We start from the raw sequence: 23,704 nt of genomic DNA, 5'->3' as shown, positions 1-23,704 counted from the left end.
GGGATGGGCCATACTGTTATATGTACAGTAGACAATACAGTCAGTCGTCTGCCAAGGTGGCGTGAAGTACCGACGAGAAAAGAGTCGCGATGGCCGAGAACGGGAGCGCACCTTCGGACGACCCGGCGGCCGATTCCGGGCCGCCTCTGCGCTTCGGCGAGAGCCCGTTGCCGCAGACTGTCGCGGCGGCCGCGGCGATACGCCGGATCAGCGGCCTGCTGCTCTCGCTGGAGCATCCGCATCCGGCCGTGGACACCATGATCGCGCGAATGGCCGAGTGGGAGCACGAACTCGCCGCCGCGGCCCCGCCGAATCCGGCACCCAGGGTGGGCGACGACGTCGACGCGCCGTCCCAGCGCGTCTATCTGGACCACGCCTTCGATATCGGCGCGTTCAATCCCTGTTTTCCCGAGTACGTCTTCGACCACATCGATGCGGGCACCGCACGTGGCCGCATCACGTTCCCGCTGGTGCACGAGGGGCCTCCCGGTCTGGTGCACGGCGGATTCCTCGGCGTCTTCTTCGACGCCGTGATCCAGCACCAGAGTTGCGCGGCCGGCCTGGCGGGCAAGACACGGTCGATGGACATCACTTACCGCCGCCCCACACCGATCCTCGTCGAACTGGACTTCGACATCACGCGCGCGGTGCGGGAGCGGGGGATCGAATCGACCGCCCGGCTGCTGCGCGGCGGCCAGGTGCTGTGTTCGGCGGTCGTGCGGACGGTGGCCGTCCCGCTGGACCGTCTGACCACCACGCGTTACGGGAAACGCCAGGCGCGCATCTGACCAGGTCCGAAGGCTCCCCCGCAGAACCCCCGCGAACGAGAAGGAAGAGACACCCGATGACCAGTTCCAGCGCCGCCGACGGCCGCGTGCTCTACGAGGTGGATCCGGACCGCAGGATCGCCACCATCACCCTGAACAACCCCGCACAGCGCAATTCCTACGACGCGGCCATGCGCGACAGCGTCGCGCGCTACCTGGACGAGGTCGCCGAGGACGACGACATCACCGTCGTGCTGCTGCGCGGGGCCGAGGGAGTGTTCAGCACCGGAGCCGATATGAACAACGCCTACGGCTGGTACGGCGAACGCGCTGCGGGCAATGGCGACCGCCCGGCCAAGAGCAGGCCGAGTCAGCGTAGGCGGCTCACGGTCGACCGGAAGTCCTTCGGCTTCTATCACAACTTCATGGGGTTTCCGAAGGTCACCGTCGGCGAGATCAGCGGCTACGCGCTCGGCGGCGGCTTCGAGATGGCGTTGATGACCGACATCTCGGTCATCGCCAGGGACGCGAGAATCGGCATGCCCGCGGCGCGGTTCCTCGGTCCGGCCCTTGGCAGCCTGCACATGTTCTTCCATCGGCTCGGTCCGGTGCTCGCTCGACGGATGCTGCTGACCGGCGACATCATCGAAGCCGGCACCGTGGAACACCTCGGCGTCTTCACCGAGACCTGTGACCCCGGGGCGGTCACCGCGCGTGCGCGGTATTGGGCTCAGAAGGCGGCGAAGATGCCCGCCGACGGCGTCGTCATCGCGAAGGAGGCGTTCCGGCTGGTCGAACAGAGCCAGGCCTATCAGGGCGAAGAGGTGGCGAGCTATCTGTTCCACGCCTTCGGCACCAATCTGCAATTCGCGCCCGGGGAATTCAATTTCGTGAAGACCCGGGCCGAACACGGCACCAGGGAAGCGTTCCGTCTGCGAGACGCGCATTTCCACGTGCCGGAGCCCGACCTGGGGTGACCGCCACCGGATATACCGCGAGGGCCGACGCGATCGCGTCGGCCCTCGCGGTGGCTCTCCTCGGCGTAACCGATTTCTATCCGGTTGCCGCGGCCTTCTCGGCGGTGCGGCGTGGCGCGCGCGGCTTCTGGTTGTTGTGGGTCTCGATCAGTGCGCTCGCGTGATCGAGGATGCACCGGAGGCCGTACTCGAAATTGCGGTCGTCGGGAGCACCGGATTTGCGTCCCTTCGCCATCGCCTCGGCGAGCAGCGGAGTCGTCTCCGGCTCGATGGCGATATCGTCGTAGTAGGCGCCCGCCTCGGAATCCTGCTCTTTGTTCTTGTCGTAGAGCCGTTGCAGGACAACGGATCCACGGATGTGCAGATTCAGCGCCGAATAGGTGTCGAATGCCTCGTCCACCGGCAGTCCGGCCTCGACCAGGCTGGCCACCGCGTACTCCATCGCCTTGGCGCCGAGCTGGGCGGCGTGCGGACTGAGCGCCGACCTGATCAGGATCAGGTCACACAGAATGGGGTTGCCGAGGAAGACGCTGCGCATCGTGCGCGCGTGCTCGCTCAAGGATTCGCGCCAATCGTGGGACTCGACGAACGGCGTGGCGAAGACATACTGGCTCAACGCCCGATCGGTCATCGCGTTGAGTAGGTCGTCCTTCTTGCGGAAGTACCAATAGATACTCGTGACGCCCACGTCGAGGTGCTTACCGAGCAGCGGCATGCTCAGACCGTCGATCGACACCTGCTCGGCGAGTTCGAACGCGCCCTCGATGATGTCGTCCGGATTGAGAGAGCCACGCTCGCGCCTCGGCCGCTTCCCGGCGGCGCTTCGTTTCGTCATTCCCGATCCCACTTCCGTGATAGGTCCACTTACCTGAACACGAACACGTCACTTCAGGTCCAAGCCGATGAGCCTGTGCTGGAATCCAGTCCGCGAAAGGTGTTCCGGCGAACCGTCAGTCCGGGCTGAAAGCAGCACGGTAAATCATACCACGAGTGTTACTGTAGGTACGATTGCCAACTCCTGTGATTCAGATCCCGCGCGCCCGTTGTTTCGGTACGCGGTACCCACGCGTATTCGGTTCCAAGTTGCGTGGGTCACACTTATCCGACCGGTCCTGGAATTCTTTCCGTCATGGCCGGACGGAATTGCCGCGTTCGTCTATCCGCCTGCACCCCAGGTCCCGGTGAAGACCGGAGCGCGTTTTTCCGAGAAGGCGGCAAATGCCTCTAGGACGTCACGTCCGGACAGATTGATGGTCTGGGCGCGTGCTTCGCCGGCCAGGGCCTCCCGCATCGTGTGGTCGGTGCCGTCGTTCAACAGCGCCTTGGTCTGCGCCAGTGCCGTCGGCGGCCCCGCGGCGAGTTCGGCCGCGAGATCGGTGACGAAGGCGTCGATGTCCTGGTCCGGTTTGATCCAGGTGACCAGCCCGAGGGAGTGGGCCTCCTGCGCGCCGATCATCTCGGCGAGCAACGCCAGCCGCTTGGCCTGTTGCAGACCGACCAGCTTGGGCAGCAGCCAGGAACCTCCGCAGTCCAGCGACAGCGCCCGGCGGCTGAAGATCTGGCAGAACCTCGCTTCCGGGGTGGCGACCACCAGATCGCATCCGAGGGCGAGATTCCATCCCGCGCCGGCCGCGACGCCGCGCACCTTGGCGATGGTCGGCACGGGCAGATCGTGCAGACGCAGGACGGCCTCGTTGATGGCGCGCATGTCCCGGCTGGGGTCGGGAAACTCGTCGACACCCGCGGCGTCGGAGATGTCCGCGCCGGAGCAGAAGGCGTCGCCCGCGCCGGTCAGCACCAGCGCGCGGATCTTCCGGTTGTAGGTGGCGTCGTGCAGGGTGTCGCGCAGCGCCGCCCACATGGCCATGGTGATCGCGTTCTTGCGGTGCGGGCGATTGAAGGTCAGGGTGCGTACGGCGCCGACATCCTCGATGAGGAGGGGTGATTCGTCGTTCACGGATTCATCCTTTCGTCTGCGCCGTGTCGGCAGCGGCGGAGCCTATCGCGCCGGATTCGCGGAATCGGTCGATGTCCGTAGCTCCGAATCCGGCTTCGGCGAGCACGGCGTCGGTATGCTCCCCGAGACCGGGGACCGCACCCATGGGTGGGTCGTAGCCCGCAATGATCGGCGGGGGCAACAGCGAGGGCACCGGACCGGCGGGGGTGTCGATCCGCCGCCAACGATCTCGCGCGGCCAGATGCGGGTGCGCGTTCACCTCGCCGGGTGTGTTGTATTGCGAGTTCCCGATTCCGGCGGCGTCGGCGCGATCCTGGATGTCGGCCAGATCGTGCCGTGCGCACCAATCCGCCAAAGCCGCATCCAGTTCCGCGCGGCGCAGCACGCGGTCGGCATTGCCCGCATAGGCGGGGTCGTCGGCCAGATCCGGCCTGCCGATGAGTTCACGGGCCAAGCGCTGCCATTCCCGATCGTTCGTCGTCCCCAGAACTACCGTGTGGCCGTCGGCGGTGGCGTAGGCCCCGTACGGCGCTACCGCGGGTGAGCTCATGCCCAGGGGCTGCTGGTCGACGCCGGTGTGCCTGGTGTAGGTCAGGGCGTACCCCATCAACTCCACGGCGGTGTCGAACAGGCTCACCGAACCCACCGACGGCGCCCCGGACGCCCCGCGTCGTTTGCCGTGCAGCATCGCGAGGATCGCCAGTGCTCCGTACAGCCCCGAGCAGACGTCGGCGATCGGCGGCCCCGGTTTCGCGGGCGCCCCAGGGCCACCGGTGACCGCGCACACTCCGGCCTCGGCCTGGATCAGCAGGTCGTAGGCGCGCTTGTGCGACAGCGGACCACCCGCGCCGTAGCCGTCGATCTCCATGACGACGACATCGGGATGACTGCGTGTCAGATCGTCCGGGGCCAGGCCGAGCGCGGCGGTCGCTCCCGGCGCGAGATTGGAGACGAAAACGTCGGCGTTGTCGAGTAATCGGTGCAGAATCGCCATGCCATCGGGATTCTTCAGGTCGAGAGTCACCGACTCCTTGCCGCGATTGGCCCAGACGAAATGCGCCGCGAGTCCGTGCACGACGTCGTCGTAGTGACGCGCGAAGTCGCCGCCGCGCGGATGCTCGACCTTGATCACCCGCGCGCCGAAATCGGCCAGCGTGCGGGTGCACATCGGAGCGGAGACGGCCTGCTCGATCGACACCACGGTGACACCCGCGAGCGGACCCGTCGTCGGTTCGCCCATCACATCACCAGGCCGCCGTCCACCGGCAGCACCTGCCCGGTGACGAACGAGGCGGCATCGGAGGCAAGGAAGACGAATGCTCCCGCTACCTCCCGCGGTTCGGCCCAGCGGCGCATGGGAATGCGGTTGAGCATCTGCTCGGCGAATTTCGGATCGGTGCGGATGGTGGCGGTCATCGGCGTGGCCGCGGCGGGCGCGAGCGCGTTGACGGTGATCTGCTTGCGCGCGAGTTCCCGCGCCAGGGATTTCGTCATGCCGACGATGCCGGACTTGGCCGCCGAGTAGTTCACCTGGCCGAGCGTGCCGACCAGTCCGGCGGACGAGGTCACGTTGATGATGCGGCCGGTGCCGTCGGTCGCCAGATACGGCAGCGCGGCCTGCGCGCATCGGAACGCGCCCAGCAGGTGGATGTCCAGCATGCGCAGCACCGATTCCTCGGTGGTCGCGCCGAACATCGCCGGCTCGGTGACTCCGGCGTTGTTCACCACGATGTGCAGGGTTCCGCCGGCCAGGCCCGCGGCGGCGGCCGCCGCCGAATCGGCGGCAGCCCGGTCCCGTACGTCGAGCGCTGCGGCGGCGGCACGCCCGCCGTCGGCGACGATCTTCTCGGCCGTGGCCGCGGCTGCCGCCCCGTCGACATCGGTGACGAGCACCGCCGCGCCCTGGGCGGCGAGTGCGGCGGCGACCGCCGCGCCGATTCCGCCCGCGGCGCCGGTGACCAGCGCGGAACGGCCGGTGAGATCGAAGATGTCGCGGCCGGTCACAGGTCTCCTCGGGGTCGGAAGCTACGGTTGCGGTGCGGCTCAGACGACATCGAAGGTCACCGGAAGCGCGGTCGGCGAGCGGAACGGCTGGCCGAAGATGTGCGGATCGCCGTCGGGCAGCAAGGTGATGTTCGTCAGCCGCCTCAGCAGCGACTCCATCGCGACCCGGGTCTCCAGGCGGGCCAGGTGCAGGCCGAGGCAGGTGTGCGCACCGGCGGTGAAACTGATGTGCGGAATATGGGTGCGGAAGATGTCGAATTCCTCCGAACGCTCCCAGCGGTTCTCGTCGCGGTTCGCCGAACCGAGGCAGAGGTCGAGCACCGCGCCTTCGGGAATGGCGACGCCCTCCAACTCGGTGTCTTGTGTCACATAGCGCTGGACGAGCGTCAGCGGCGTCTCGAACCGCAGTCCTTCTTCGATCGCCTGCGGGAGCAGATTGTGATTCTGCTGGACCGCGGCGAATTGTTCGGGATGGGTCAGTAGTTGGAAGAGCAGATTTCCCGACGAGCGGTAGGTCGTTTCCAGTCCCGCGGGCAACAACAGCCGCAGGAAAGAATAGATCGCGCGGTCGGTCAGCTTTTCTCCGTCGATCTCGGCCGTGACCAGATCGCTGATGATGTCGTCGCTCGGTGCTGACCGGCGGCGTTCGATGTGGCCGAGGAAGTATTCTTTGAGATCCTTGGACGCCTGCAATGCCCTCGGCACGTTGCCCGCATAGCTGATGATGGCCACGGCGGCTTCGCGGAAGAAGGGCAGGTCCTCTTCCGGCAACCCGAGCAGGCGGGCGATGACCCGGGTGGGGAACTCGAAGGTGAAATCGCGCACCAGGTCCGCGCGCCCTTCATCGATGAATTCATCGATGAGTTGCTCGCAGATCGGCCGGACGACCTCCGGTTCCCACACTGCCAGCGATTGCGGCTTGAATGCCGCGGACACCAGATTGCGGTGCGCTTTGTGGGTGAGCCCGTTCATCGCAAGGATGGTCGGCCCCATGAACACGCCGATCGTGGTGTCGTAGAGCTGGGTGCTGAACACCGTGTTGTTGCGCAGCGCCTTGTTCACCGCCGACCACGACACCGCCGCGAAGGTGTCGGAGGGGCGCAGTTCCTCCGGGGTTCTCGAGTAGTCCATCACGGTGCCGTGGAACACACCGCCCGCACGCCGCCGCGCGGCGAAGAATGGGTAGGGATCGTGCGGATCGGGCACTTGCGCGATCGACTTCGATTTGTCCTCAACTGGGCTGTTCACAGCGCACCTCTGGCTTCGTCACACTGCACGGCAGTCTGGGGTAAAACATACTGTAATGCATACAGTAGACAAGCTCATTCGCTTCGGCAATGTGATCGTGGGCGGTGGGCTCCCTTGTCGCGGCCGCGGATAGGACCGTCGCCCCCGGAAACGACGAAGCGCGGCCCGCCGTCCGGCGGACCGCGCTGTGCGGCGCGCGGCGGTCAGAGTTCGATCGCGGGGCCGACCGTCATCGGGGCGACGAATCCGCCGTCGACATGGATGTCCTGACCGTTGACCCAGCGGGACTCGGGTCCGGCCAGGAAGGCGATCACCGGCACGATGTCGGCGACCGTGGCGTGCCTGCCCACCGTCGCCTTCACCGAATCGAGGACTTCCTTGCCCATCGAGGCCTCGAAATCGGTCAGGATCGGCGTCTCGGTGGGGCCGGGACTGACGGTGTTGACCCGGACGCCGTACTTCTGCCACGTGGCCGGGGCGAGACGCTTGGCGAAGATGATCGCCGCCTGCTTCGACGTGCTGTACACGGGATAGGCCGGGTCCTGCGTCCCCTGCCAGCGTTCGACCGCGTCGGCGTCGGTCGCCGCCAGCAGTCCGGCGAGATCATCGATGCGCTGCTGCCAACCGAGCGCGGCGACCGAGGCCACGGTGACGATCGCGCCGCCTTGGCGCAGCAGCGGGAGCATGCCGGTGGTGAACAGCCGCATGCCGAGATAGTTCACCTTCAGGACATCGGCCGCAGGGGCTGTGCCCGGCACGCCCGCCACGTAGGCCAGCGCGTCCCAGCCCGGCCCGATCCGATCCAGCAATGCCGCGATGGCGCTCGCGTCGCGCAGGTCGCATGACTCACGCTGCGCGGCGGGCGTGTCGTTCGGGCGCAGGTCCACCGCGAGCACGTGGTCCCCGCGCTCGTGGAAGTGCGCCGCCGTGGCGGCGCCGATGCCCGATCCCGCCCCGACGACGACGATCCTGCGTTGCTCAGAGACCATGGATTCCACCGTTCCGATGCGCGCGTCCGCACCAGTTACAGAATGCTTGACAGTAAGGGCAACTATAAATCAGGCTTGTGGTCGAGGCAACGCCCTCGGAATGCCGCGTGCGCTGCGTACCGGGGACGCTGGAAGAATCTGAGGACCGGAAAGGGTGCTGATGAGCATGCCGATCGTCGACGAAGCCGCGAACGTCCTCGCGGATCCCACCGTCTACACGGACGAGACGAGGCTGCATAACGCCTTGGCCGCGCTGCGCGCCGACCGGCCGGTCGCGCGGGTCGAGGTGCCCGCGTACAAGCCGTTCTGGGCGATCACCAAACACGCCGACGTCATGGCCGTGGAACGCGCCAACCGGGTGTTCACCAACTGGCCGAGGCCCGTGCTGATGACGGCGGCGTCGGACGAGATGCAGGCGGCGGTCGGCATCAAGACCTTGATTCACATGGACGACCCCCAGCACCGCGTGGTGCGAGCGATCGCCGCGGACTGGTTCGGGCCGAAGGCGATGCGCGCGATGGGGGTCAGGATCGAGGAGCTGGCCAAGCGCTATGTCGACAAGATGCGCGACACCGGGGGCGAATGCGATTTCGTCCGCGAGGTGGCGGTGAATTTCCCGCTGTATGTGATCATGTCGCTGCTCGGCGTCCCCGAGGCCGACTTCCCGCTCATGCTCAAACTCACCCAGGAACTCGTCGGCAGCGACGACGACGAATTGAAGCGTTCGACGCCGTCGGACGAGACGATGAACTCGCTGCTCGAGATGTTCGCGTACTTCAAGACCCTCACCGACTCGCGACGGGCGAATCCGACCGACGATCTGGCCTCCACCATCGCGAACGCGACGATCGACGGGCAGCCGCTGTCGGATGTGGAGACGATGTCGTACTACGCGATCATCGCGACCGCGGGACACGACACCACCACCAGCAGCATCTCCGGCGGCCTGCGCGCGCTGATCGAACATCCCGACCAGCTCGCGCGCCTGCGCGCCGATCTCGATCTGATGCCGCGCGCCACCGAGGAGATCATCCGCTGGGTGACCCCGGTGAAGGCGTTCATGCGTACCGCCGCCGAGGACTCCGTGGTCAACGGCGTCTCCATCCCGGCAGGTGACTCGTTGCTGCTGTCGTATGTGTCGGCCAATCGTGACGAGGACGCGTTCGACGAGCCTTTCCGCTTCGACATCACCCGCGAGCCGAACAAACACGTCGCCTTCGGGTTCGGGGTGCACTTCTGCCTGGGCGCGGGCCTGGCTCGCATGGAGATCGGCAAATTCTTCGCCGAATTGCTGCCCAGGCTGAAGTCGATCGAGCTCGCCGGTGCGCCCGAACTCACGGCCACCACCTTCGTCGGCGGGCTCAAACACCTGCCGATCCGTTTTTCCCTCGACTGACCGGACTCCTTCGCAGCGCGTCCACCTCTCTCGCGCCGTCGCCGGCGCGCCGAATCACAGAAGTAGGCCCGATATGACAAATGCCGGAACTTGGCACGAGACGCTCGATGATCTCGGCCGTCGTCGCGCGCGCGTGCTGGAGATGGGCGGCCCCGAGCGTCTCGCCAAGCACCGGGGAAAGGGCAAACTGGACGCCAGGGCGCGGATCCAGCGGTTGCTGGACCCGGGCACGTTCCAGGAGTTCGGCACCCTCGTCGGCGGCGAGGTCGCCGCGGACGCGATCGTGACGGGCTCGGGGATGATCAACGGCACGCCGGTGATGGTGGGCGCCGAGGACTTCACCACACTGGCGGGCACGATCGCCCCCGGCAGCAATTCCAAGCGCTACCGGCTGGCCGAACTCGCGGTGCGCGACAAGGTGCCGTTGGTGATGCTGCTGGAGGGCGCCGGGTTCCGGCCCACGGGTGATCACTACGGACGTACCCCCACCGATCTGCTCGCCCAGGCCAAATGCTCGGGCAAGGTACCGATGGTCACCGGTGTGCTGGGCCCGTCGGCGGGGCACGGCGCACTCGTCGCGCCGGTCGCCGATTTCGCGATCATGAGCAGGCAGGGCGCCATTTTCACGGCCGGACCTCCGGTTGTGCGAGTGTCGACCGGCGAGAACATCTCGAAGGAGGACCTGGGCGGTCCCGAGGTCGCGGTGCCCAGCGGGGTGATCCACAACGTCGCCGAGACCGACGAGGACGTCCTCGACGAGATCCGCCGCTATCTGTCCTACTTCCCGTCGAGCGCGTGGTCGTATCCGCCGGTGTATCTCCCGGACGAGTCGACCGGCCCGCGGGCGACTCCCGAGCTGCTGGACATCGTCTCCCGCGACAATCGGCACATCTACGACATGCGCGCCGTCCTCGACGTGGTCTTCGACGGCACGGATTGGTTCGAGGTGCAGCCAGGTCGCGGGACGGCCATCATCTGCGCGCTCGCCCATCTCGGCGGTCATCCGGTCGCCGTGGTGGCGAATCAGCCACAGGTGCTGGCGGGCTCGATCGACGCCGAGGCCGCGGACAAGGCGGCGCACTTCATCATGGTCGCCGATTCCTTTCACCTGCCGATCATCTTCCTCGCCGACAATCCGGGCATGCTGCCGGGCAGCGAGTCCGAGCGCGCGGGCGTGCTGCGCAGCGGGGCGAGGATGTTCGTCGCGCAGACCGCGGCGACGACGCTGAAGCTGCACGTGACGCTGCGCAAGGCGTACGGATTCGGCTCCATGGTGATGTCGCTGATCGGGTTCGACGGTCAGGCGGGAACGTTCGCCTATCCTGGTGCGACGATGGGCGCGATGAGCGCGGCCGCGTTGAGCAGTGCCTCCCACGCGCAGGACGATCTGGCCGCCGAACTGCGCGAGATGGAACTGAAGGCGTCCTATCACTCGGCGGAGCACATGGGCTTCGACGAGTTGATCCGGCCCGAGGAGACGCGCAACATCCTGCTGTCGTCGTTGCGGCGCGGGCTCTACAGCAGGCAGGCGGTCGCGGAACCGGTGCAGCGGACCGTCATCATTCCCTGAACAGCCGGAAAATGGGCGCCGGACGAAGTGTTCGGCGCCCTTCCGGTGCGTACTCAGCGGTCGGCATCGGTGAATCGAATGATCCCGCGCAGGTCGTGACCCTCGCGGATCTCCCGGTAACCCTCGTTGATCTGGTCGAGGCGGTACTCCTTGGTGACCATGCCGTCCAGCTCCAGATCACCGAGTTTGTACAGCGCCAGTACCTCGAGGATGTCCTCGTGCGGATTGCCGCCGCCGAACAGGCTGCCCTGCAGGTTCTTCTGCAACAGCGTGCGCATCGACAGGGTGAGCGGCACCTCGGCGGCCATCGCGGTGCCCATGGCGGTGAGTACGCAGGTGCCCGCTCTGGCGGTGAGCTCCATCCAGGCCTCCAGATCCTGGCCGTCGCGCCGCCCCATCGAAGCGATGACCTTGTGGCACATCCGCCCTCCGGTCGCCTCGGCGATTCCCTCGGCGGCGGCCGCGAGGTCGGGATAGACGTCCGTGGCACCGAGCTTCTCGGCCTGTTTGCGTTTCCACTCGACCGGATCGATGACGAAGATCCGGTGCGCTCCGGAGAGCACCGCGCCTTGCAGGGTCGACGCGCCGACGCCGCCGAGTCCGATGATGGCGACGTCCTCGCCCGGCTGGATTCGCGCGGTGTGGACGGCCGACCCGTAGCCGGTGGTGATGTCGCAGCCGACCAGGCAGGCGATCTCGAACGGGATCGAGGGATCGATCTTGACCACCGAGGCCCGGTGCACCACCGCATACGGCGCGAAGGCGCCGACCAATGCCATGGGGTGCACATTGCGCCCCTTCGCGGTGACACGGAAGGTGCCGTCCGCGACGGCGGCGCCGCCGAGCAGACCGGCTCCCAGATCGCACAGATTGCACAGACCCGCCCGGCACGGCGCACAGGTGCCGCAGGACGGGACGAACGACATCACCACGTGGTCTCCGACGTTCAGGTCGTAGACTCCCGCGCCGACCTCGACGACCACTCCCGCGCCTTCGTGCCCGCCCAGCACCGGGAAATCGGCCATCGCGATGTCGCCGGTGACGAGATGGTGGTCGGCGTCGCACAGCCCCGCCGTTTCCATCCTGACCTTCACTTCACCCGTCCTGGGCTCGCCGATCTCGATGTCCTCGATCGACCACGGCTGGTCGCGATCCCAGATCAGCGCGCCTTTGGTTTTCATTCGATCCTCTTCATTCTCTGGAACTGTCCATGCGAGGGCCGCGCGTCAACGACCGTGGAACTCCGGACTGCGGCGTTCCCGGAACGCGGCGAGCCCTTCTTTGAAATCGGCGGTGCGGCAGGAGAGTTCTAGCCCGTAGAGCTCGTTGTCCATCGCATCGGTGAGACCGGTCCGCAGATTGCGGTGAATGGACTGTTTGGCGAGACCGAAGGCCACGGTGGGTGCGGCGGCCAGGCGGGCGAGCAGTTCGTCGGTCGTCCGGTCCAGCTCGTCCGGCTGGACGGCCTGATGGATCAATCCCCAGTCGGCGGCCTCCGTGGCCGTGATCTTCTCCCCGAGCAGCAGCATCCGCTTCGCCCGGGTCAGGCCGACCAGGCGGGGCAGCAGCCAGGTGGACCCGGTGTCGGGACTGAAGCCCCTGGGCAGGAACGGCTCCCAGAACACGGCGCCGGTGTCGGCGAGGGTGAAGTCGGCGGCGGCGGCGAGGTTGCATCCCATGCCGGCGGCCCATCCGCGGACGGTACACACCACGGGCAGGTGAACGGTGTGCACGAGTTCGATGACCCGGTGGGCGGTATGGGGGATACGCCGGACCAGGTCGCCGGTCGGGGGGCGCTTGCCCGTGGCGTTGGTCGCGACCCAGTCGACACCCGAGCAGAAATCCTCGCCCGCGCCGCTGATGTGCACCACGCGCAGTTCGTCGTCGGTGGCGGCGTCGGTGAGCGCCGCCACCAGGGTGTCGATCATGGCGTGGGAGAGCGCGTTGCGCCTGCCGCGGCGGTCGATGATGAGGCGCAGAATCGGGCCGTCGCGCTCGACGCCCAAGGTCCCCGCGTTGTCGCCGGACGCGTTCTCGTCGGTCACTGTGGTCCCCGATTCTCGCTGGATATGCTGGTGTTCGCGACGTGTACTGTCAGATATACAGTAAACAATACCGTCCGCTCTCGCGGAAGGTGGCGCATTCGCGGCCCTCGCGCCGGGTCGGGTCTGCGGGCGGGATGCGATGGTATGCCGGTGCGGCCCTGCTCGCCGTACTCTTGCGCCAAGTTCTACTGAGACGTATACAGTAGACATATCTATTCGGTTTGCGGCAGGCGGTTCGACCCCGGCAGGCGGCCCCGGCATGGAGCGTCACGCCGGAGGCCCGCGTCCGGACATGTCGAAGCGACCATCCAGCGAAATGAGAGGATGCTGATGACCGCGCTGAGCTATCCCGCGATCGATGTCGGGGGCCATTGTCACGAGCTGCTCGACGCATTCACTCGGCATCCGGGCAAGGACCTCCGGCGACGCGGCGCGCACATCGTCCGGGTCGTACCGAACTACGCGGACGACCTGCCCGCGCCGGCCGAGAGGATGGGCGCCGATCGGCTGCTGTTCGGATCGGACCGGCCGCACGGCGAAGGCAGGGAAGCCGCGGTGTCGTTCGTCGGGGCGCTCTGTTGACCGAGTGGACGATCAGCGCTGTCTTCGACGAGATAGCGGCGGCGGTGCCGGATCGTACGGCGACCATTTGCGGCGAGCGGCGCCGCACGTTCGGCGAAACGGCCGCGCGAACAAGAAAATTCGCGAACTACCTGGCCGAGCGTGGCTTCGGCGCGCACACTCCCCGCGCGGAACTCGAGCGCTGGGAGTGCGGCCAGGATCGCATCGCGCTGGTGATGCGCAACGACCAGTATCTCGACGTGATGCTCGGCTGCTTGAAAGCGCGTGTCGTTCCGGTCAACGTCAATCACCACTACACCGCGCACGAGATCCGGGATCTGCTGGCCTACATCCGGCCGCGGGGCATCGTCTATCACCGGTCCTTCGGATCCGTGGTGGAGCAGTCCGCGCCGGAGGGCGTCGAACTGCTTTTGTCGGTCGACGACGGCAGCGAAGCGCCCGCACTCGCGGGTGCGATGGCGTACGAGAAGGCGGTGGAACTCAGCGCCGACGACCCGGTCATCGAGACGTCGCCGGACGATCTGGTGATGTTGTGCACGGGTGGCACCACGGGCAGGCCCAAGGGCGTGCTCTGGCGCCAGGGCGACATGTACGTGTCGTCGATGAACGGCGCGGACCACGAATCGGCCGAAGGGCTGCACCAGCTCGCCCGGATGACCGGGCACGTGTGGTTCGCGGTGTCGCCGTTGTCGCACGCGGCCGGGATCTGGACCTCGTTCGCCGGATTGCTCTCCGGGCAGACGCTCGTGCTGTACGACGACCGGCGGAAGTTCGACGCGCGCGACGCCCTGCGGATCGCCGAACGGGAGAAGGCCGCGCTCATGACGATCGTGGGCGACGCGTATGCCGGACCCCTGGTGCGCGCCCTACGCGAAGGGAGCTACGAGTTGTCCTCACTGCTGGCGATCGGCAGCGGCGGCGCGGCGACCAACCCCGTGCACAGGCGGGATCTGCTGGAACTTCTTCCGCACGTGTACGTCGTCGAGGGCTATGGGTCGTCGGAGACCGGCGGTATGGGGTTCGGGCGCAGCACCAAGGGCAACGAAGTCGACACCTTCGCCCCAATGCCGGGTGGGACGGCGGTCTCCCACGACCGCACGCGCTTCCTGACCCCGGGGGAGACGGAGGTGGGTTGGGCTGCCCGAACCGGCCGGGTGCCGTTGGGCTATTTCGATGATCGCGCGGCCACCGAGCGCACCTTCCCTGTCATCGACGGACTGCGCATGGCGATCCCCGGCGACCGGGCGACCGTCGACGCCGACGGTACGTTGCGCCTGCTGGGGCGCGACGCGCTCGTGGTGAACACCGGCGGTGAGAAGGTGTTCGTCGAAGAGGTCGAGGAGGTGCTGCGGGCACATCCGCGCATCAGCGACGCGCTCGTGGTCGGCCGGCCGAGCGCGAAATGGGGCCAGGAAGTGGTCGCCCTCGTGTGCGCCGACCCTGGTGACCAGGACATCGAAATGGCCCTGCGGCAGTTGTGCAAGTCGCGATTGGCCGGATTCAAGGTGCCGAAGGCGGTGATCTCCGTGCCAGAGATCCGGCGGCTCGGCAACGGCAAGCCGGACTATCGGTGGGCGATGCAGCGGGCGGCCGACGGCGCCGCGGACGAAATCGGAGCATGATCATGCGTAAAGTCAACGACTGCCTGGTGAACGTTCACTTCGGTGAACGCGAGCAACCCGGCTGGATGCTCAAGGTCCGTGACGACTACTTCAGGGGCGCCAGTTCCATGTACGCCCAGGTCGATCTCGACCAATTGCTCGACGAAATGGACGAGCAGGGCGTCGAGAAAGCCATCCTGATGTATTCGATGGCGAAGCCGTCGGCGACCGCGCTGAAATTCGTCGAGGCGCGGCCGGACCGATTCTCGCTGGCCTTGAACGGCGTCGACCTCCTGCATCCGGTCTCCTCGCTGCGCGAACTCACCTCGCTGGTCCGCGACCTGCCCATCTCCTACACCACCGCGGGGCCGAGTTTCTGGGGCGACGGCCGGTATCCGCCGACCGACGCGGTCTACTATCCGCTGTACTACAAATGCGCGGAGATCGGGCTGCCGCTGTGCATGAATACCGGGATTCCGGGGCCGCCGATACCCGGCGAGGTGCAGAACCCGATATATCTGGATCGAGTGTGCTACCAGTTCCCCGAACTGCGTCTGTGCATGATCCACGGCGCCGATCCGTGGTGGGACACCGCGATCAGGCTGCTGATGAAGTACGCGAATCTGCGGCTGATGACCTCGGCCTGGTCGCCGAAGCGGCTGCCGGACAGCCTGATTCACTTCATGCGCACCCGCGGTAAGAACAAGGTGATCTTCGGTTCGGACTGGCCGGTGCTCGCCATGCGCAGGCTGGTGCCCGAAGCGCTGGCGCTGGATCTGCCCGAAGACGTTCTGGACAACTACCTCTACAACAACGCTCAGGAATTCTTCTTCGGCGACCGATCCGTCGGCGACTGACACGCCGGAACCAAGGAGCAAACGAACATGGACCGCTACGAATTGCGCCGGCAGGATTACAGCCTGTCGGCGGACCAGGCCGAACTCCAGGCCGTGTACGCGAAATTCTTCCGATCGCGGTGTTCACTCGACACCGTCCGCGCGGCCGAGGAAACCGGCTTCGACAAGGATCTGTGGGAACAGTTGTGCGCGACGGGTGCGACCACGATGGCCCTTCCGGAAGCGGTGGGCGGTGACGGCGCGACACTGGTGGATCTGTCCCTGGTCGCCGAGGAACTCGGGCGCGTGATCGCCCCGCTGCCGTGGATCGATCACATCTGTGCGGCCCGGTTGCTGGCGCGCCTGGAGGCGTTGGCCGTCGATGACCCGGACAGTGCCGGTGTGGTCGAGGGCAGGCGAATCGTCGCTTTCGATACCCGCGTCGATCCGGCGGACGGTCCGCGGCTCATCGCCTCCGGTTCGATCGCCGACCAGATCGTCGTGCGGGACGGCACGGATATCGTGCGCCTGAGCTTCGACACCCGGCCCGCGAAGGTCGACAACATCGGCAGGCTGCCGATGGCCTGGGTCGACCCCGCCGCCGCGGACCAGCGGACAGTGCTGGCCAGTGGCGCGGAAGCACTCGCGGAGTACGATCGGGCACTCGACGAGTGGCGGGTGCTGACCGCCGCCGCACTGGTCGGGATGATCGACGAGACCCTGCGCGTCGCAGCCGAATTCGCCACCACCCGCTACACGATGGGGGTGCCGATCTCGACGTTGCAGGGCATCTCCCACCCGCTGGCGAATATCGCGATCACCGTCAATGCCGCGCGCAACCTGACCCGGCGTGCCGCGTGGTTCCTCGAACACGAGCCAGAGTTCCAGCCCGGCCTGTCCGCGGCGGCGTTCGTCTACATCGCCGAAGAGGCGCCACGGGCGGCGACCATGGCCGTCCAGGTGCAGGGCGGCCTGGGCGTGGCCACGGAATCGGCCGCGTCGGCATATCTGGTGCGGGCCAGGGGGTGGCCGCTGGCCGCCGGGGATCTGGGCGCCAGCGCTGTGCAGGTCGCCGAACTCTTCGCGGCCGCGTCGGCCTAGAACGGAGCACATCATGGATTTCTCCCGAGTCGAACTCGCCGCCGACGACCAGGAATTCCTGGATCAGGCGCGGAAATTTCTCGAAACCCACGTCACCGACGACGTCCGCCGCCGCGACCGCGAGACCGGGGACAATTTCGACGAGGCCGTGCACCTGGCCCTCGGTGCGGAAGGGTGGCTGACCGCGGAACTGAACTCCGAGGAGGAGGGCGGTCTCAACCGGCTGCGCCGGCGGTTGTGGGATCTGGAGAAGCGCCGGGTCCACATTCCCTGGGTCACCTGGGGCACGACCGCCATCGTCGCCAAATCCGTTCGCAAACACGGGTCGCCGGAATTGCGGGAAGAGGTTCTGCCCGGACTCGAGCGCGGCGAGATCCGGCTGTGCCTGGGATATACCGAGCCCGAAGGCGGGTCCGACGTCGCGATGTGCAAGACGCGCGCGGTGCGCGACGGCGATCAGTGGGTGATCAACGGCTCGAAGATGTTCACCACCGGCGCGCACAACTGCCAGTACGTCTTCCTCATCACCAACACCGACCCCGAGGCGTCGAAACACAAGAGCCTCACCATGTTCCTGGTTCCGCTGGACAGTCCCGGTATCGAGATCCAGGGCATCCGCACCGTCGACGGCGACCGCACCAACATCGTCTACTACAGCGACGTCCGCGTCGACGACAAATACCGCCTCGGTGAGGTGAACGGCGGCTGGGCGGTGCTGATGGGCCCGCTCAACGAGGAACACGGTGTGGTCGGGGCGGCCGAGGACGGCCTGCAGGATGTCTCGATCCTGGTCCATCAGGGCACCATGATGGCGACCTCGGTCGACGCGGTGGTCTCGATCGCGGCGCGCAAGGGTCCCGACGGGCGCAGGCTGCTGGACGACGGTTCGGTCGCCTATCGCCTGGGTCGCAGCATCGCGCGGATGGAGGCGTCGCTGTCGGCCCCGCACATGTTCGGGCGGGTCGCCATCGCCCAGACCATGCGCGACATCTCGCCCGATCTGATGGACATCCTCGGGCCCGCTTCGGTGCTACCGGCGGACACCGAGGGCGCCGCCGACAACGGCGGGATGGAGTACATCTACCGCTGGGCGCCGCTGTGCGGCATCTACGGCGGCACGCTCGAGGTGTTCCGCAACATGATCGCCCAGCACGTCCTCGGACTCGGGCGGCCCAACTACTCGCTTCCGGCCAAGCCGAAGGTTCAGGCGAGCTGAGCGGCGCGGCCGTGCCCCCGATCCCGGGAGGTCGACAGCCGCACTGGTCGCGCTGGACGGGGTGCGGGCAACAGCCGCCGAGCGGCGCGGATCCACGAATCGCGCTGAATCGGCTCGAAAGGAGTACACGTGGCCGAACGCACGCAACGGCCGCTGCCGTCGATCACGCCGGAGACCGAATTCTATTGGGCCTCCGGCGCGGACGGTCGCCTGCGGATCCAGCAGTGCCGGTCCTGCACCGCGCTCATCCATCCGCCGCAGCCGGTGTGCAGGTACTGCCGCGGTGATCGCATGGAAATCCGCGCTGTCTCGGGATTCGCCACGCTGATCGGCTTCACCGTGAATCACCGTTTCGCGCTACCCGGGTTGCCCGCGCCGTATGTCGTGGCGCAGGTCGCGCTCGAAGAGGATTCGCGGGTACGGCTGACCACCAACGTGGTGCAATGCGACCCCGCCGAGCTCGAATTGGGCCTGCGCATGGAAGTGGTGTTCCACCAGGCCGGCGCGGTGTGGGTACCACTGTTCCGGCCCGCGGATCCGGCGTCACCGCCTGCCGCGCTTCCCGCGGACCCGATCGAGCCGTCCGCCATACGCGAGCACGTCCGGCCCATGCCGACAGCGGAGAAATTCGAGGACAAAGTCGCCATCACCGGTATCGGGAGGTCGCGGATCGGGCGACGGCTGATGGCCGATCCGCTGGCCCTGACCCTGGAGGCCTGCCGCGCCGCCGTCGAGGACGCCGGACTGCGCCTCGAGGACATCGACGGGCTGTCCACCTATCCCGGCTCGGGGAATCTCGGCCCGTTCACCGAGGGCGGTGTCACGGCGGTGGAATCCGCGCTGGGGATCCGCCCGACCTGGTACAACGGCGGCGCGGAAACCTTCGGTCCGGGGGGTTCCGTGATCGCCGCGATGCTGGCGGTAGCGGGCGGACTGGCTCGGCACGTGTTGTGTTTCCGCACGGTGTGGGAGTCGACGTACGCCGAACACGTACGTGCCGGAAGGATTGCGCCGTCCGGGGGTATCACCGATCCGTGGCTCACGCCCTTCGGGGCGATCTCGGCCGCGCACCTGCTCGCGCAGACCGCGCAACGCCATTTCCACCGTTACGGCACGGATCGGGAGACGCTGGGCTGGATCGCGCTGAACCAGCGGGCGAACGCGGCGCTCGACCCGTCCGCGATCTACCGGGACCCGCTGACCATGGACGACTACCTGTCCGCGCGTCCCGTCACCACGCCTTTCGGCCTGTACGACTGCGATGTGCCGTGCGACGGCGCGATCGCCGTGGTCGTCTCGGCGCGGGAGACCGCGGCCGACCTGGCGCAGCCGCCGGTGTTCGTGGAGGCGGTGGGAACCCAGGTCATCGAACGGCTGGAATGGGATCAGAGCACACTCACCCACGAGCCCCAGGTTCTCGGCCAGGCGGCGCATCTGTGGACCCGCACGACACTGCGTCCCGGCGACGTGGACGTCGCCGAACTCTACGACGGCTTCACCTTCAACTGCCTGTCCTGGATCGAGGCGCTGGGCTTCTGCGGCATCGGCGAGGCCAAGGACTTCCTCCAGGGCGGCAAGAACATCGCCCGCGACGGCCTGCTGCCGTTGAACACCCACGGCGGCCAGCTCTCGCACGGGCGCACCCATGGCATGGGCCTGATCCACGAGGCGATCGCGCAGCTGCGGGGTCAGGCGGGTGAGCGGCAGATTCCCGATGCCCGTGTCGCGGTTGTCAGCAGCGGCGGCCTGACGCCCAGCGGCGTCATGCTCTTGCGGGCGGACCGATGAGCGCCGAGGGAGCCGGGCTCGTGCGCGAGCGCGGCGACACCGTCGTCTCCCGTTCGGTCGAGGTGGAGGGGATACCGATGTCGGCGCTGTGCGCCGAGGTGGACGATCCGCGCGCCGTGCTCGTCGCGGTGCACGGAGGGGCGACTTCCGCGCGCTACTTCGACGTGCCCGGCAGGCCGTGGTTGTCGCTGTTGCGACTCGGCGCCCGGCTGGGATTCACCGTGCTCGCCCTCGACCGGCCGGGATACGGCACGTCCGAACCGTGGGGCGAGGTCTTCGCATCGCCGCAGCGTCGAGTCGATGCGTGCTACGCCACGATCGACGCGCTGCTGGGAGCGAGCGGGCGAGGGGCCGGGGTGTTCCTCGTGGGGCATTCGGCGGGCTGCGATCTGGCGGCGCGAATGGCCGCCGACGATCGCGGCGACGAACTGCTCGGCCTCGAGCTGGCGGGTACCGGTGTCCGCAAACATCCCGAGGCCGTCCGGATCATCGAGGAGATGCGGCATACCCGCAAGGCGGGCGCGATCCGCGATCTGCTCTGGAGTCCACGCGACGGCTATCCACCGGAGGTGTTCGGTGGCCGTTCGCTCACCGTCGGCACGCCGGGATACGAGGTCGCCGTCGTGCGGGACTGGCCGACGGATTTCCCGGTGCTCGCCCCGCGAGTGCGCGTTCCCGTGCGATTGACCCACGCCGAATACGAGCGGGTGTGGCGAAGCGATCCAGCGGCGCTCGCCGAACTCGAGGGGTTCTTCACCGCCACACCCCGTTTCGTCATGCACCAGCAGGCCGGCAGCGGCCACAACATCAGCGTCGGCTTCGGTGCCGCGGCCTATCACCTGGGACTGCTGGCGTTCGTCGAAGAGTGCGCGCTGCGATCGAACCGGGCTGGAGCGAGTCGGTGACACCTGTGCGGACACCTCAGCCCTTGAAATCCGAACGTGAGGACCCTAGATGCAGAGAATGATTTCCCCCGAGATCTCCACCTGGCCGGAGGAGGATTTCCAGCTCGTCGGCGGGGCATGTCGCGAGTGCGGCGCGACAGTGTTCCCGATCCAGGACTTGTGCCCGCGCTGCAGTAGACAGTCGATCGAGCGGGTCACGTTACCGCGCAACGGAACGCTGGTGGCCTGGACGACGCAAGGGTTCCTGCCGGGCGCGCCCTATCTCGGGGACGAGACGCCGAAGACCTTCGTTCCCTTCGGCGTCGGATTGGTCCAGCTCGGCGACGTGATCCGCGTCGAAGGCCGGCTCACGGAGAACGACCCGCAGAAGCTGGCATTCGGGATGGAAGTCGCGCTGACGGCCGTACCGCTGGGCACCGACCAAGAAGGCAACGAGGTCCTGACCTTCGCCTTTCAACCAGTCTGAGGGACAGGGATTCTGACATGACCAACGACGTAGCGATCATCGGCGTGGGTATGCACCCCTTCGGCCGCTTCGAAGGCAAGACCGCCATGCAGATGGGCGCCGACGCGATCCGGGCCGCGCTCGCCGACGCCGGGCTGGAATGGCGAGACATCCAGTTCGCCATCGGCGGTAGCTGGGAGGTCGCGAATCCTGACGCGATTGTGGGCCTGATGGGGTTGACCGGCATCCCCTTCACCAATGTGTTCAACGCGTGCGCTACGTCGGCCAGCGCCACCGAGGCGTGCGCCGACGCCATCCGGCTCGGTAAGTACGACATCGGCATCGCGATCGGCATGGACAAGCATCCGCGCGGGGCGTTCACCGTCGACCCGACCCTGGTCGGAATGCCCAAGTGGTACGGCGAGAACGGTCAGTACCTGACCACACAGTTCTTCGGGATGAAGGCCAATCGCTACCTGCACGATCACGGCATCTCCGTCGAAACGCTGGCCAAGGTGGCCGCCAAGAACTACCGCAACGGCGGATTGAATCCGAACGCCTTCCGCCGCAAGCCGGTCTCCGAGGAGGACATCCTCAGCGCGACGATGCTCAACCACCCCCTGACGCATTACATGTTCTGCGCGCCCGATGAGGGGGCCGCCGCGGTGATCATGTGCCGTGCCGACATCGCGCATCGCTACACGAGCAAGCCCGTGTACGTGCGGGCCGTCGAGGTGCGGACGCGCAAGTACGGCGCGTACGAGGTCAACACGACGTACGCGCCGGTGCAGGAGGACGTGTCGCCCTCGGTCTACGCGTCTCGCGCGGCATTCGAGTCCGCGGGTGTCTCGCCCGCGGACATCGATGTCATCCAGTTGCAGGACACCGATGCCGGTGCCGAGGTCATCCACATGGCCGAGGCCGGATTCTGTGCCGACGGCGAACAGGAACGGTTGATCGCCGACGGCGTCACCGAGATCTCCGGCTCCATGCCGGTGAACACCGACGGTGGCCTCATCGCCAACGGCGAGCCGATCGGCGCTTCCGGGATGCGTCAGCTCCACGAATTGGTGCTGCAACTGCGCGGGGCCGCGGGGGAGCGTCAGGTCGCCGGCGAGCCCAAGGCGGGGTTCGCTCTTCTCTACGGCGCACCCGGCACTGCCGGGGCCACGATCGTCACCACCTGATCCAAGGGCGCCCAAATGCGCTACAGTATGGACAACAGTATAGGTTTCACAGCCCTGGAGGTGCTCCGTGAAAGTCCCGTTCACCTGGAAGGTCACCGGCTGGTTCATGGTCGGCTGGTCGGCCGAGTTCCCGCTCGGCGAGGCGCGGCCGCTGCGGTACTTCGGGGAAGACCTGGTCGCCTACCGTGACGAGGCCGGCGAATTGCATATCCTGACCGGCCATTGCCGCCATCTCGGCGCCCACATCGGCCACGGCGGCAAGGTCGTCGGCGACTGTGTGGAATGCCCGTTCCACGGGTGGCGGTGGGGACCGGACGGCACCAACCGCAATATCCCCGGCGAGAACCGGGTGAACCGCGGTCTGCGGCTACAGGTGTATCCGGTGAACGAGCAGAACGGCTGCGTGTTCATGTGGCACCAGCCCGAGGGAAAACCGCCGCAGTGGGAGATGCCCGATATCCTGCGGCTGTTCCCGGAACTCGGGTCCGATCCCGCGAACTACTACCGGCCCTATCCCGAATTCTCGCGCAAGACCGAGCGGGAGCCGGTGCACCCGCAGGTGGTGCTCGAGAACGGCCCGGACAGTCTGCATTTCGAATACGTGCACGGCGCCACCGTCACACCACAGATGCTGGACTACAGCGTGGTCGACCACACCTGGAACTTCCTGACCGGCTGGCCCGACGCGCGCAGTGACGATCCGAACAAGATGGCGTTGAAGATACACGCGCAGATGTTCGGTCTCGGGGGCTCGATCAGCGCCTTCGAGGGATCGTCCAAACACCGGCTGATCTTCGCCACCACACCGGTCGACGACGAGTGCTCGGACCTGTTCTATTCGATCTGGTGGCCGAAGAATCCCGGGGACGACTCCGACGTGCCGCCGCCCGAGGTCCGCGAGCGCGTCGAGAAGCAGTTCCTGGTCACGGTGTGGGAGGACCTGAGCATCTGGCGCTACCAGAAGTACGTCGAACGGCCCCCGCTGTCCCCGAAGGACGCCAAACCCTATCTGTCGCTGCGCAAGTGGGCCACGCAGTTCTACGACGTGCCGCCGGCGGACGCCACGACGGTCTCGGCGTGAGCGTGCGCA

The 23,704-nt window shown here is 67.1% G+C and carries 22 protein-coding genes; 14 read left to right on the top strand and 8 right to left on the bottom strand.

Annotated elements, in window-relative coordinates; all coding sequences use genetic code 11:
• Positions 1-89 precede the first annotated feature (89 nt).
• Both HOV91_RS02925 and HOV91_RS02920 read left to right on the top strand, forming a co-directional pair.
• Positions 90-788, top strand: a complete 699-nt coding sequence (locus tag HOV91_RS02925; RefSeq protein ID WP_174183852.1) for a PaaI family thioesterase — start codon at positions 90-92, stop codon at positions 786-788.
• 56 nt (positions 789-844) lie between these two features.
• Positions 845-1,744 (top strand): enoyl-CoA hydratase/isomerase family protein, encoded by a 900-nt coding sequence (locus HOV91_RS02920; RefSeq protein WP_174183851.1) that lies wholly within the window; start codon positions 845-847, stop codon positions 1,742-1,744.
• Between the two features lie 76 nt (positions 1,745-1,820).
• On the opposite strand, the gene HOV91_RS02915 is transcribed toward HOV91_RS02920, so the two are convergent.
• The 6 genes from HOV91_RS02915 to HOV91_RS02890 all read right to left on the bottom strand — a co-directional run bounded on the left by HOV91_RS02915 (position 1,821) and on the right by HOV91_RS02890 (position 7,942).
• Positions 1,821-2,579 carry a TetR/AcrR family transcriptional regulator gene (locus tag HOV91_RS02915; RefSeq protein ID WP_174183850.1) on the bottom strand — a complete coding sequence of 253 codons (759 nt, stop codon included), beginning with the start codon at positions 2,577-2,579 and terminating at the stop codon, positions 1,821-1,823.
• A 321-nt stretch (positions 2,580-2,900) separates the two neighbouring features.
• On the bottom strand, positions 2,901-3,701 hold the full coding sequence (locus HOV91_RS02910; RefSeq protein WP_174183849.1) for an enoyl-CoA hydratase/isomerase family protein: 801 nt from the start codon (positions 3,699-3,701) through the stop codon (positions 2,901-2,903).
• A gap of 4 nt (positions 3,702-3,705) precedes the next feature.
• Positions 3,706-4,941, bottom strand: a complete 1,236-nt coding sequence (locus HOV91_RS02905; protein ID WP_174183848.1) for a CaiB/BaiF CoA transferase family protein — start codon at positions 4,939-4,941, stop codon at positions 3,706-3,708.
• Positions 4,941-5,705 carry an SDR family NAD(P)-dependent oxidoreductase gene (locus HOV91_RS02900; RefSeq protein ID WP_174183847.1) on the bottom strand — a complete coding sequence of 255 codons (765 nt, stop codon included), beginning with the start codon at positions 5,703-5,705 and terminating at the stop codon, positions 4,941-4,943. The genes HOV91_RS02905 and HOV91_RS02900 overlap by 1 nt, the downstream gene beginning before the upstream one ends.
• A gap of 39 nt (positions 5,706-5,744) precedes the next feature.
• Positions 5,745-6,953: a cytochrome P450 gene (locus HOV91_RS02895; RefSeq protein ID WP_312884444.1), complete on the bottom strand. Its 1,209-nt coding sequence runs from the start codon at positions 6,951-6,953 to the stop codon at positions 5,745-5,747.
• A 203-nt stretch (positions 6,954-7,156) separates the two neighbouring features.
• A complete protein-coding gene (locus HOV91_RS02890; RefSeq protein ID WP_174183846.1) occupies positions 7,157-7,942 on the bottom strand; it encodes an SDR family oxidoreductase in 786 nt (261 codons plus the stop codon).
• A 160-nt stretch (positions 7,943-8,102) separates the two neighbouring features.
• Between HOV91_RS02890 and HOV91_RS02885 the strand changes: the two genes are divergently transcribed.
• Together HOV91_RS02885 and HOV91_RS02880 are read left to right on the top strand one after the other, a co-directional pair.
• The gene (locus HOV91_RS02885) at positions 8,103-9,338 is read left to right on the top strand and encodes a cytochrome P450 (protein ID WP_174183845.1); all 1,236 of its coding nucleotides are present in this window, start codon (positions 8,103-8,105) and stop codon (positions 9,336-9,338) included.
• Positions 9,339-9,411: 73 nt separating this feature from the next.
• The gene (locus tag HOV91_RS02880; RefSeq protein ID WP_174183844.1) at positions 9,412-10,908 is read left to right on the top strand and encodes an acyl-CoA carboxylase subunit beta; all 1,497 of its coding nucleotides are present in this window, start codon (positions 9,412-9,414) and stop codon (positions 10,906-10,908) included.
• A gap of 53 nt (positions 10,909-10,961) precedes the next feature.
• Here the strand turns inward: HOV91_RS02880 and HOV91_RS02875 are convergent, their stop codons facing one another.
• Both HOV91_RS02875 and HOV91_RS02870 read right to left on the bottom strand, forming a co-directional pair.
• On the bottom strand, positions 10,962-12,089 hold the full coding sequence (locus HOV91_RS02875) for an NDMA-dependent alcohol dehydrogenase (protein ID WP_174183843.1): 1,128 nt from the start codon (positions 12,087-12,089) through the stop codon (positions 10,962-10,964).
• A gap of 45 nt (positions 12,090-12,134) precedes the next feature.
• Positions 12,135-12,953 (bottom strand): enoyl-CoA hydratase/isomerase family protein, encoded by an 819-nt coding sequence (locus HOV91_RS02870; RefSeq protein ID WP_438822621.1) that lies wholly within the window; start codon positions 12,951-12,953, stop codon positions 12,135-12,137.
• Between the two features lie 330 nt (positions 12,954-13,283).
• Here HOV91_RS02870 and HOV91_RS02865 point away from each other — a divergent pair, with 330 nt between their 5' ends.
• The 10 genes from HOV91_RS02865 (at position 13,284) to HOV91_RS02820 (ending at position 23,695) form a co-directional block, all read left to right on the top strand.
• The gene (locus tag HOV91_RS02865) at positions 13,284-13,535 is read left to right on the top strand and encodes a hypothetical protein (RefSeq protein ID WP_174183841.1); all 252 of its coding nucleotides are present in this window, start codon (positions 13,284-13,286) and stop codon (positions 13,533-13,535) included.
• Positions 13,532-15,157, top strand: coding sequence for an AMP-binding protein (locus HOV91_RS02860; protein ID WP_174183840.1), 1,626 nt, complete (start codon positions 13,532-13,534; stop codon positions 15,155-15,157). Before HOV91_RS02865 ends, HOV91_RS02860 begins: the two co-directional genes overlap by 4 nt.
• A 2-nt stretch (positions 15,158-15,159) precedes the next feature.
• Entirely contained in the window at positions 15,160-15,993 is an 834-nt protein-coding gene (locus tag HOV91_RS02855) for an amidohydrolase family protein (RefSeq protein ID WP_246349739.1), read from the top strand.
• 27 nt (positions 15,994-16,020) lie between these two features.
• Positions 16,021-17,073: an acyl-CoA dehydrogenase family protein gene (locus HOV91_RS02850; RefSeq protein ID WP_174183838.1), complete on the top strand. Its 1,053-nt coding sequence runs from the start codon at positions 16,021-16,023 to the stop codon at positions 17,071-17,073.
• 13 nt (positions 17,074-17,086) lie between these two features.
• On the top strand, positions 17,087-18,289 hold the full coding sequence (locus tag HOV91_RS02845; RefSeq protein ID WP_174183837.1) for an acyl-CoA dehydrogenase family protein: 1,203 nt from the start codon (positions 17,087-17,089) through the stop codon (positions 18,287-18,289).
• A gap of 129 nt (positions 18,290-18,418) precedes the next feature.
• Entirely contained in the window at positions 18,419-20,077 is a 1,659-nt protein-coding gene (locus HOV91_RS02840) for a thiolase C-terminal domain-containing protein (protein ID WP_312884443.1), read from the top strand.
• A complete protein-coding gene (locus HOV91_RS02835; protein ID WP_174183836.1) occupies positions 20,074-20,982 on the top strand; it encodes an alpha/beta hydrolase in 909 nt (302 codons plus the stop codon). The genes HOV91_RS02840 and HOV91_RS02835 overlap by 4 nt, the downstream gene beginning before the upstream one ends.
• Before the next feature lie 49 nt (positions 20,983-21,031).
• Positions 21,032-21,448 carry a Zn-ribbon domain-containing OB-fold protein gene (locus HOV91_RS02830; RefSeq protein ID WP_174183835.1) on the top strand — a complete coding sequence of 139 codons (417 nt, stop codon included), beginning with the start codon at positions 21,032-21,034 and terminating at the stop codon, positions 21,446-21,448.
• Between the two features lie 17 nt (positions 21,449-21,465).
• Entirely contained in the window at positions 21,466-22,614 is a 1,149-nt protein-coding gene (locus HOV91_RS02825) for a thiolase family protein (RefSeq protein WP_174183834.1), read from the top strand.
• A gap of 67 nt (positions 22,615-22,681) precedes the next feature.
• Positions 22,682-23,695, top strand: a complete 1,014-nt coding sequence (locus HOV91_RS02820; RefSeq protein WP_174183833.1) for an aromatic ring-hydroxylating oxygenase subunit alpha — start codon at positions 22,682-22,684, stop codon at positions 23,693-23,695.
• The last annotated feature ends 9 nt before the right edge of the window (positions 23,696-23,704 follow it).

It is taken from the genome of Nocardia barduliensis (assembly GCF_013315795.1).
GTDB classification, from domain to species: Bacteria; Actinomycetota; Actinomycetes; order Mycobacteriales; family Mycobacteriaceae; genus Nocardia; species Nocardia barduliensis.
This window is presented reverse-complemented; position numbering and strand designations above follow the sequence as displayed.

Excerpts from the sequence above, each read along its gene's own strand:
- HOV91_RS02850 (WP_174183838.1), top strand. The coding sequence starts at position 16,021 with ATGGACCGCTACGAATTGCGCCGGCAGGATTACAGCCTGTCGGCGGAC.
- HOV91_RS02855 (WP_246349739.1), top strand. The coding sequence starts at position 15,160 with ATGCGTAAAGTCAACGACTGCCTGGTGAACGTTCACTTCGGTGAACGC.
- HOV91_RS02875 (WP_174183843.1), bottom strand. The coding sequence starts at position 12,089 with ATGAAAACCAAAGGCGCGCTGATCTGGGATCGCGACCAGCCGTGGTCG.
- HOV91_RS02890 (WP_174183846.1), bottom strand. The coding sequence starts at position 7,942 with ATGGTCTCTGAGCAACGCAGGATCGTCGTCGTCGGGGCGGGATCGGGC.
- HOV91_RS02880 (WP_174183844.1), top strand. The coding sequence starts at position 9,412 with ATGACAAATGCCGGAACTTGGCACGAGACGCTCGATGATCTCGGCCGT.
- HOV91_RS02905 (WP_174183848.1), bottom strand. The coding sequence starts at position 4,941 with ATGGGCGAACCGACGACGGGTCCGCTCGCGGGTGTCACCGTGGTGTCG.
- HOV91_RS02830 (WP_174183835.1), top strand. The coding sequence starts at position 21,032 with ATGCAGAGAATGATTTCCCCCGAGATCTCCACCTGGCCGGAGGAGGAT.
- HOV91_RS02915 (WP_174183850.1), bottom strand. The coding sequence starts at position 2,579 with ATGACGAAACGAAGCGCCGCCGGGAAGCGGCCGAGGCGCGAGCGTGGC.
- HOV91_RS02825 (WP_174183834.1), top strand. The coding sequence starts at position 21,466 with ATGACCAACGACGTAGCGATCATCGGCGTGGGTATGCACCCCTTCGGC.
- HOV91_RS02865 (WP_174183841.1), top strand. The coding sequence starts at position 13,284 with ATGACCGCGCTGAGCTATCCCGCGATCGATGTCGGGGGCCATTGTCAC.
- HOV91_RS02845 (WP_174183837.1), top strand. The coding sequence starts at position 17,087 with ATGGATTTCTCCCGAGTCGAACTCGCCGCCGACGACCAGGAATTCCTG.
- HOV91_RS02920 (WP_174183851.1), top strand. The coding sequence starts at position 845 with ATGACCAGTTCCAGCGCCGCCGACGGCCGCGTGCTCTACGAGGTGGAT.
- HOV91_RS02925 (WP_174183852.1), top strand. The coding sequence starts at position 90 with ATGGCCGAGAACGGGAGCGCACCTTCGGACGACCCGGCGGCCGATTCC.
- HOV91_RS02885 (WP_174183845.1), top strand. The coding sequence starts at position 8,103 with ATGAGCATGCCGATCGTCGACGAAGCCGCGAACGTCCTCGCGGATCCC.
- HOV91_RS02835 (WP_174183836.1), top strand. The coding sequence starts at position 20,074 with ATGAGCGCCGAGGGAGCCGGGCTCGTGCGCGAGCGCGGCGACACCGTC.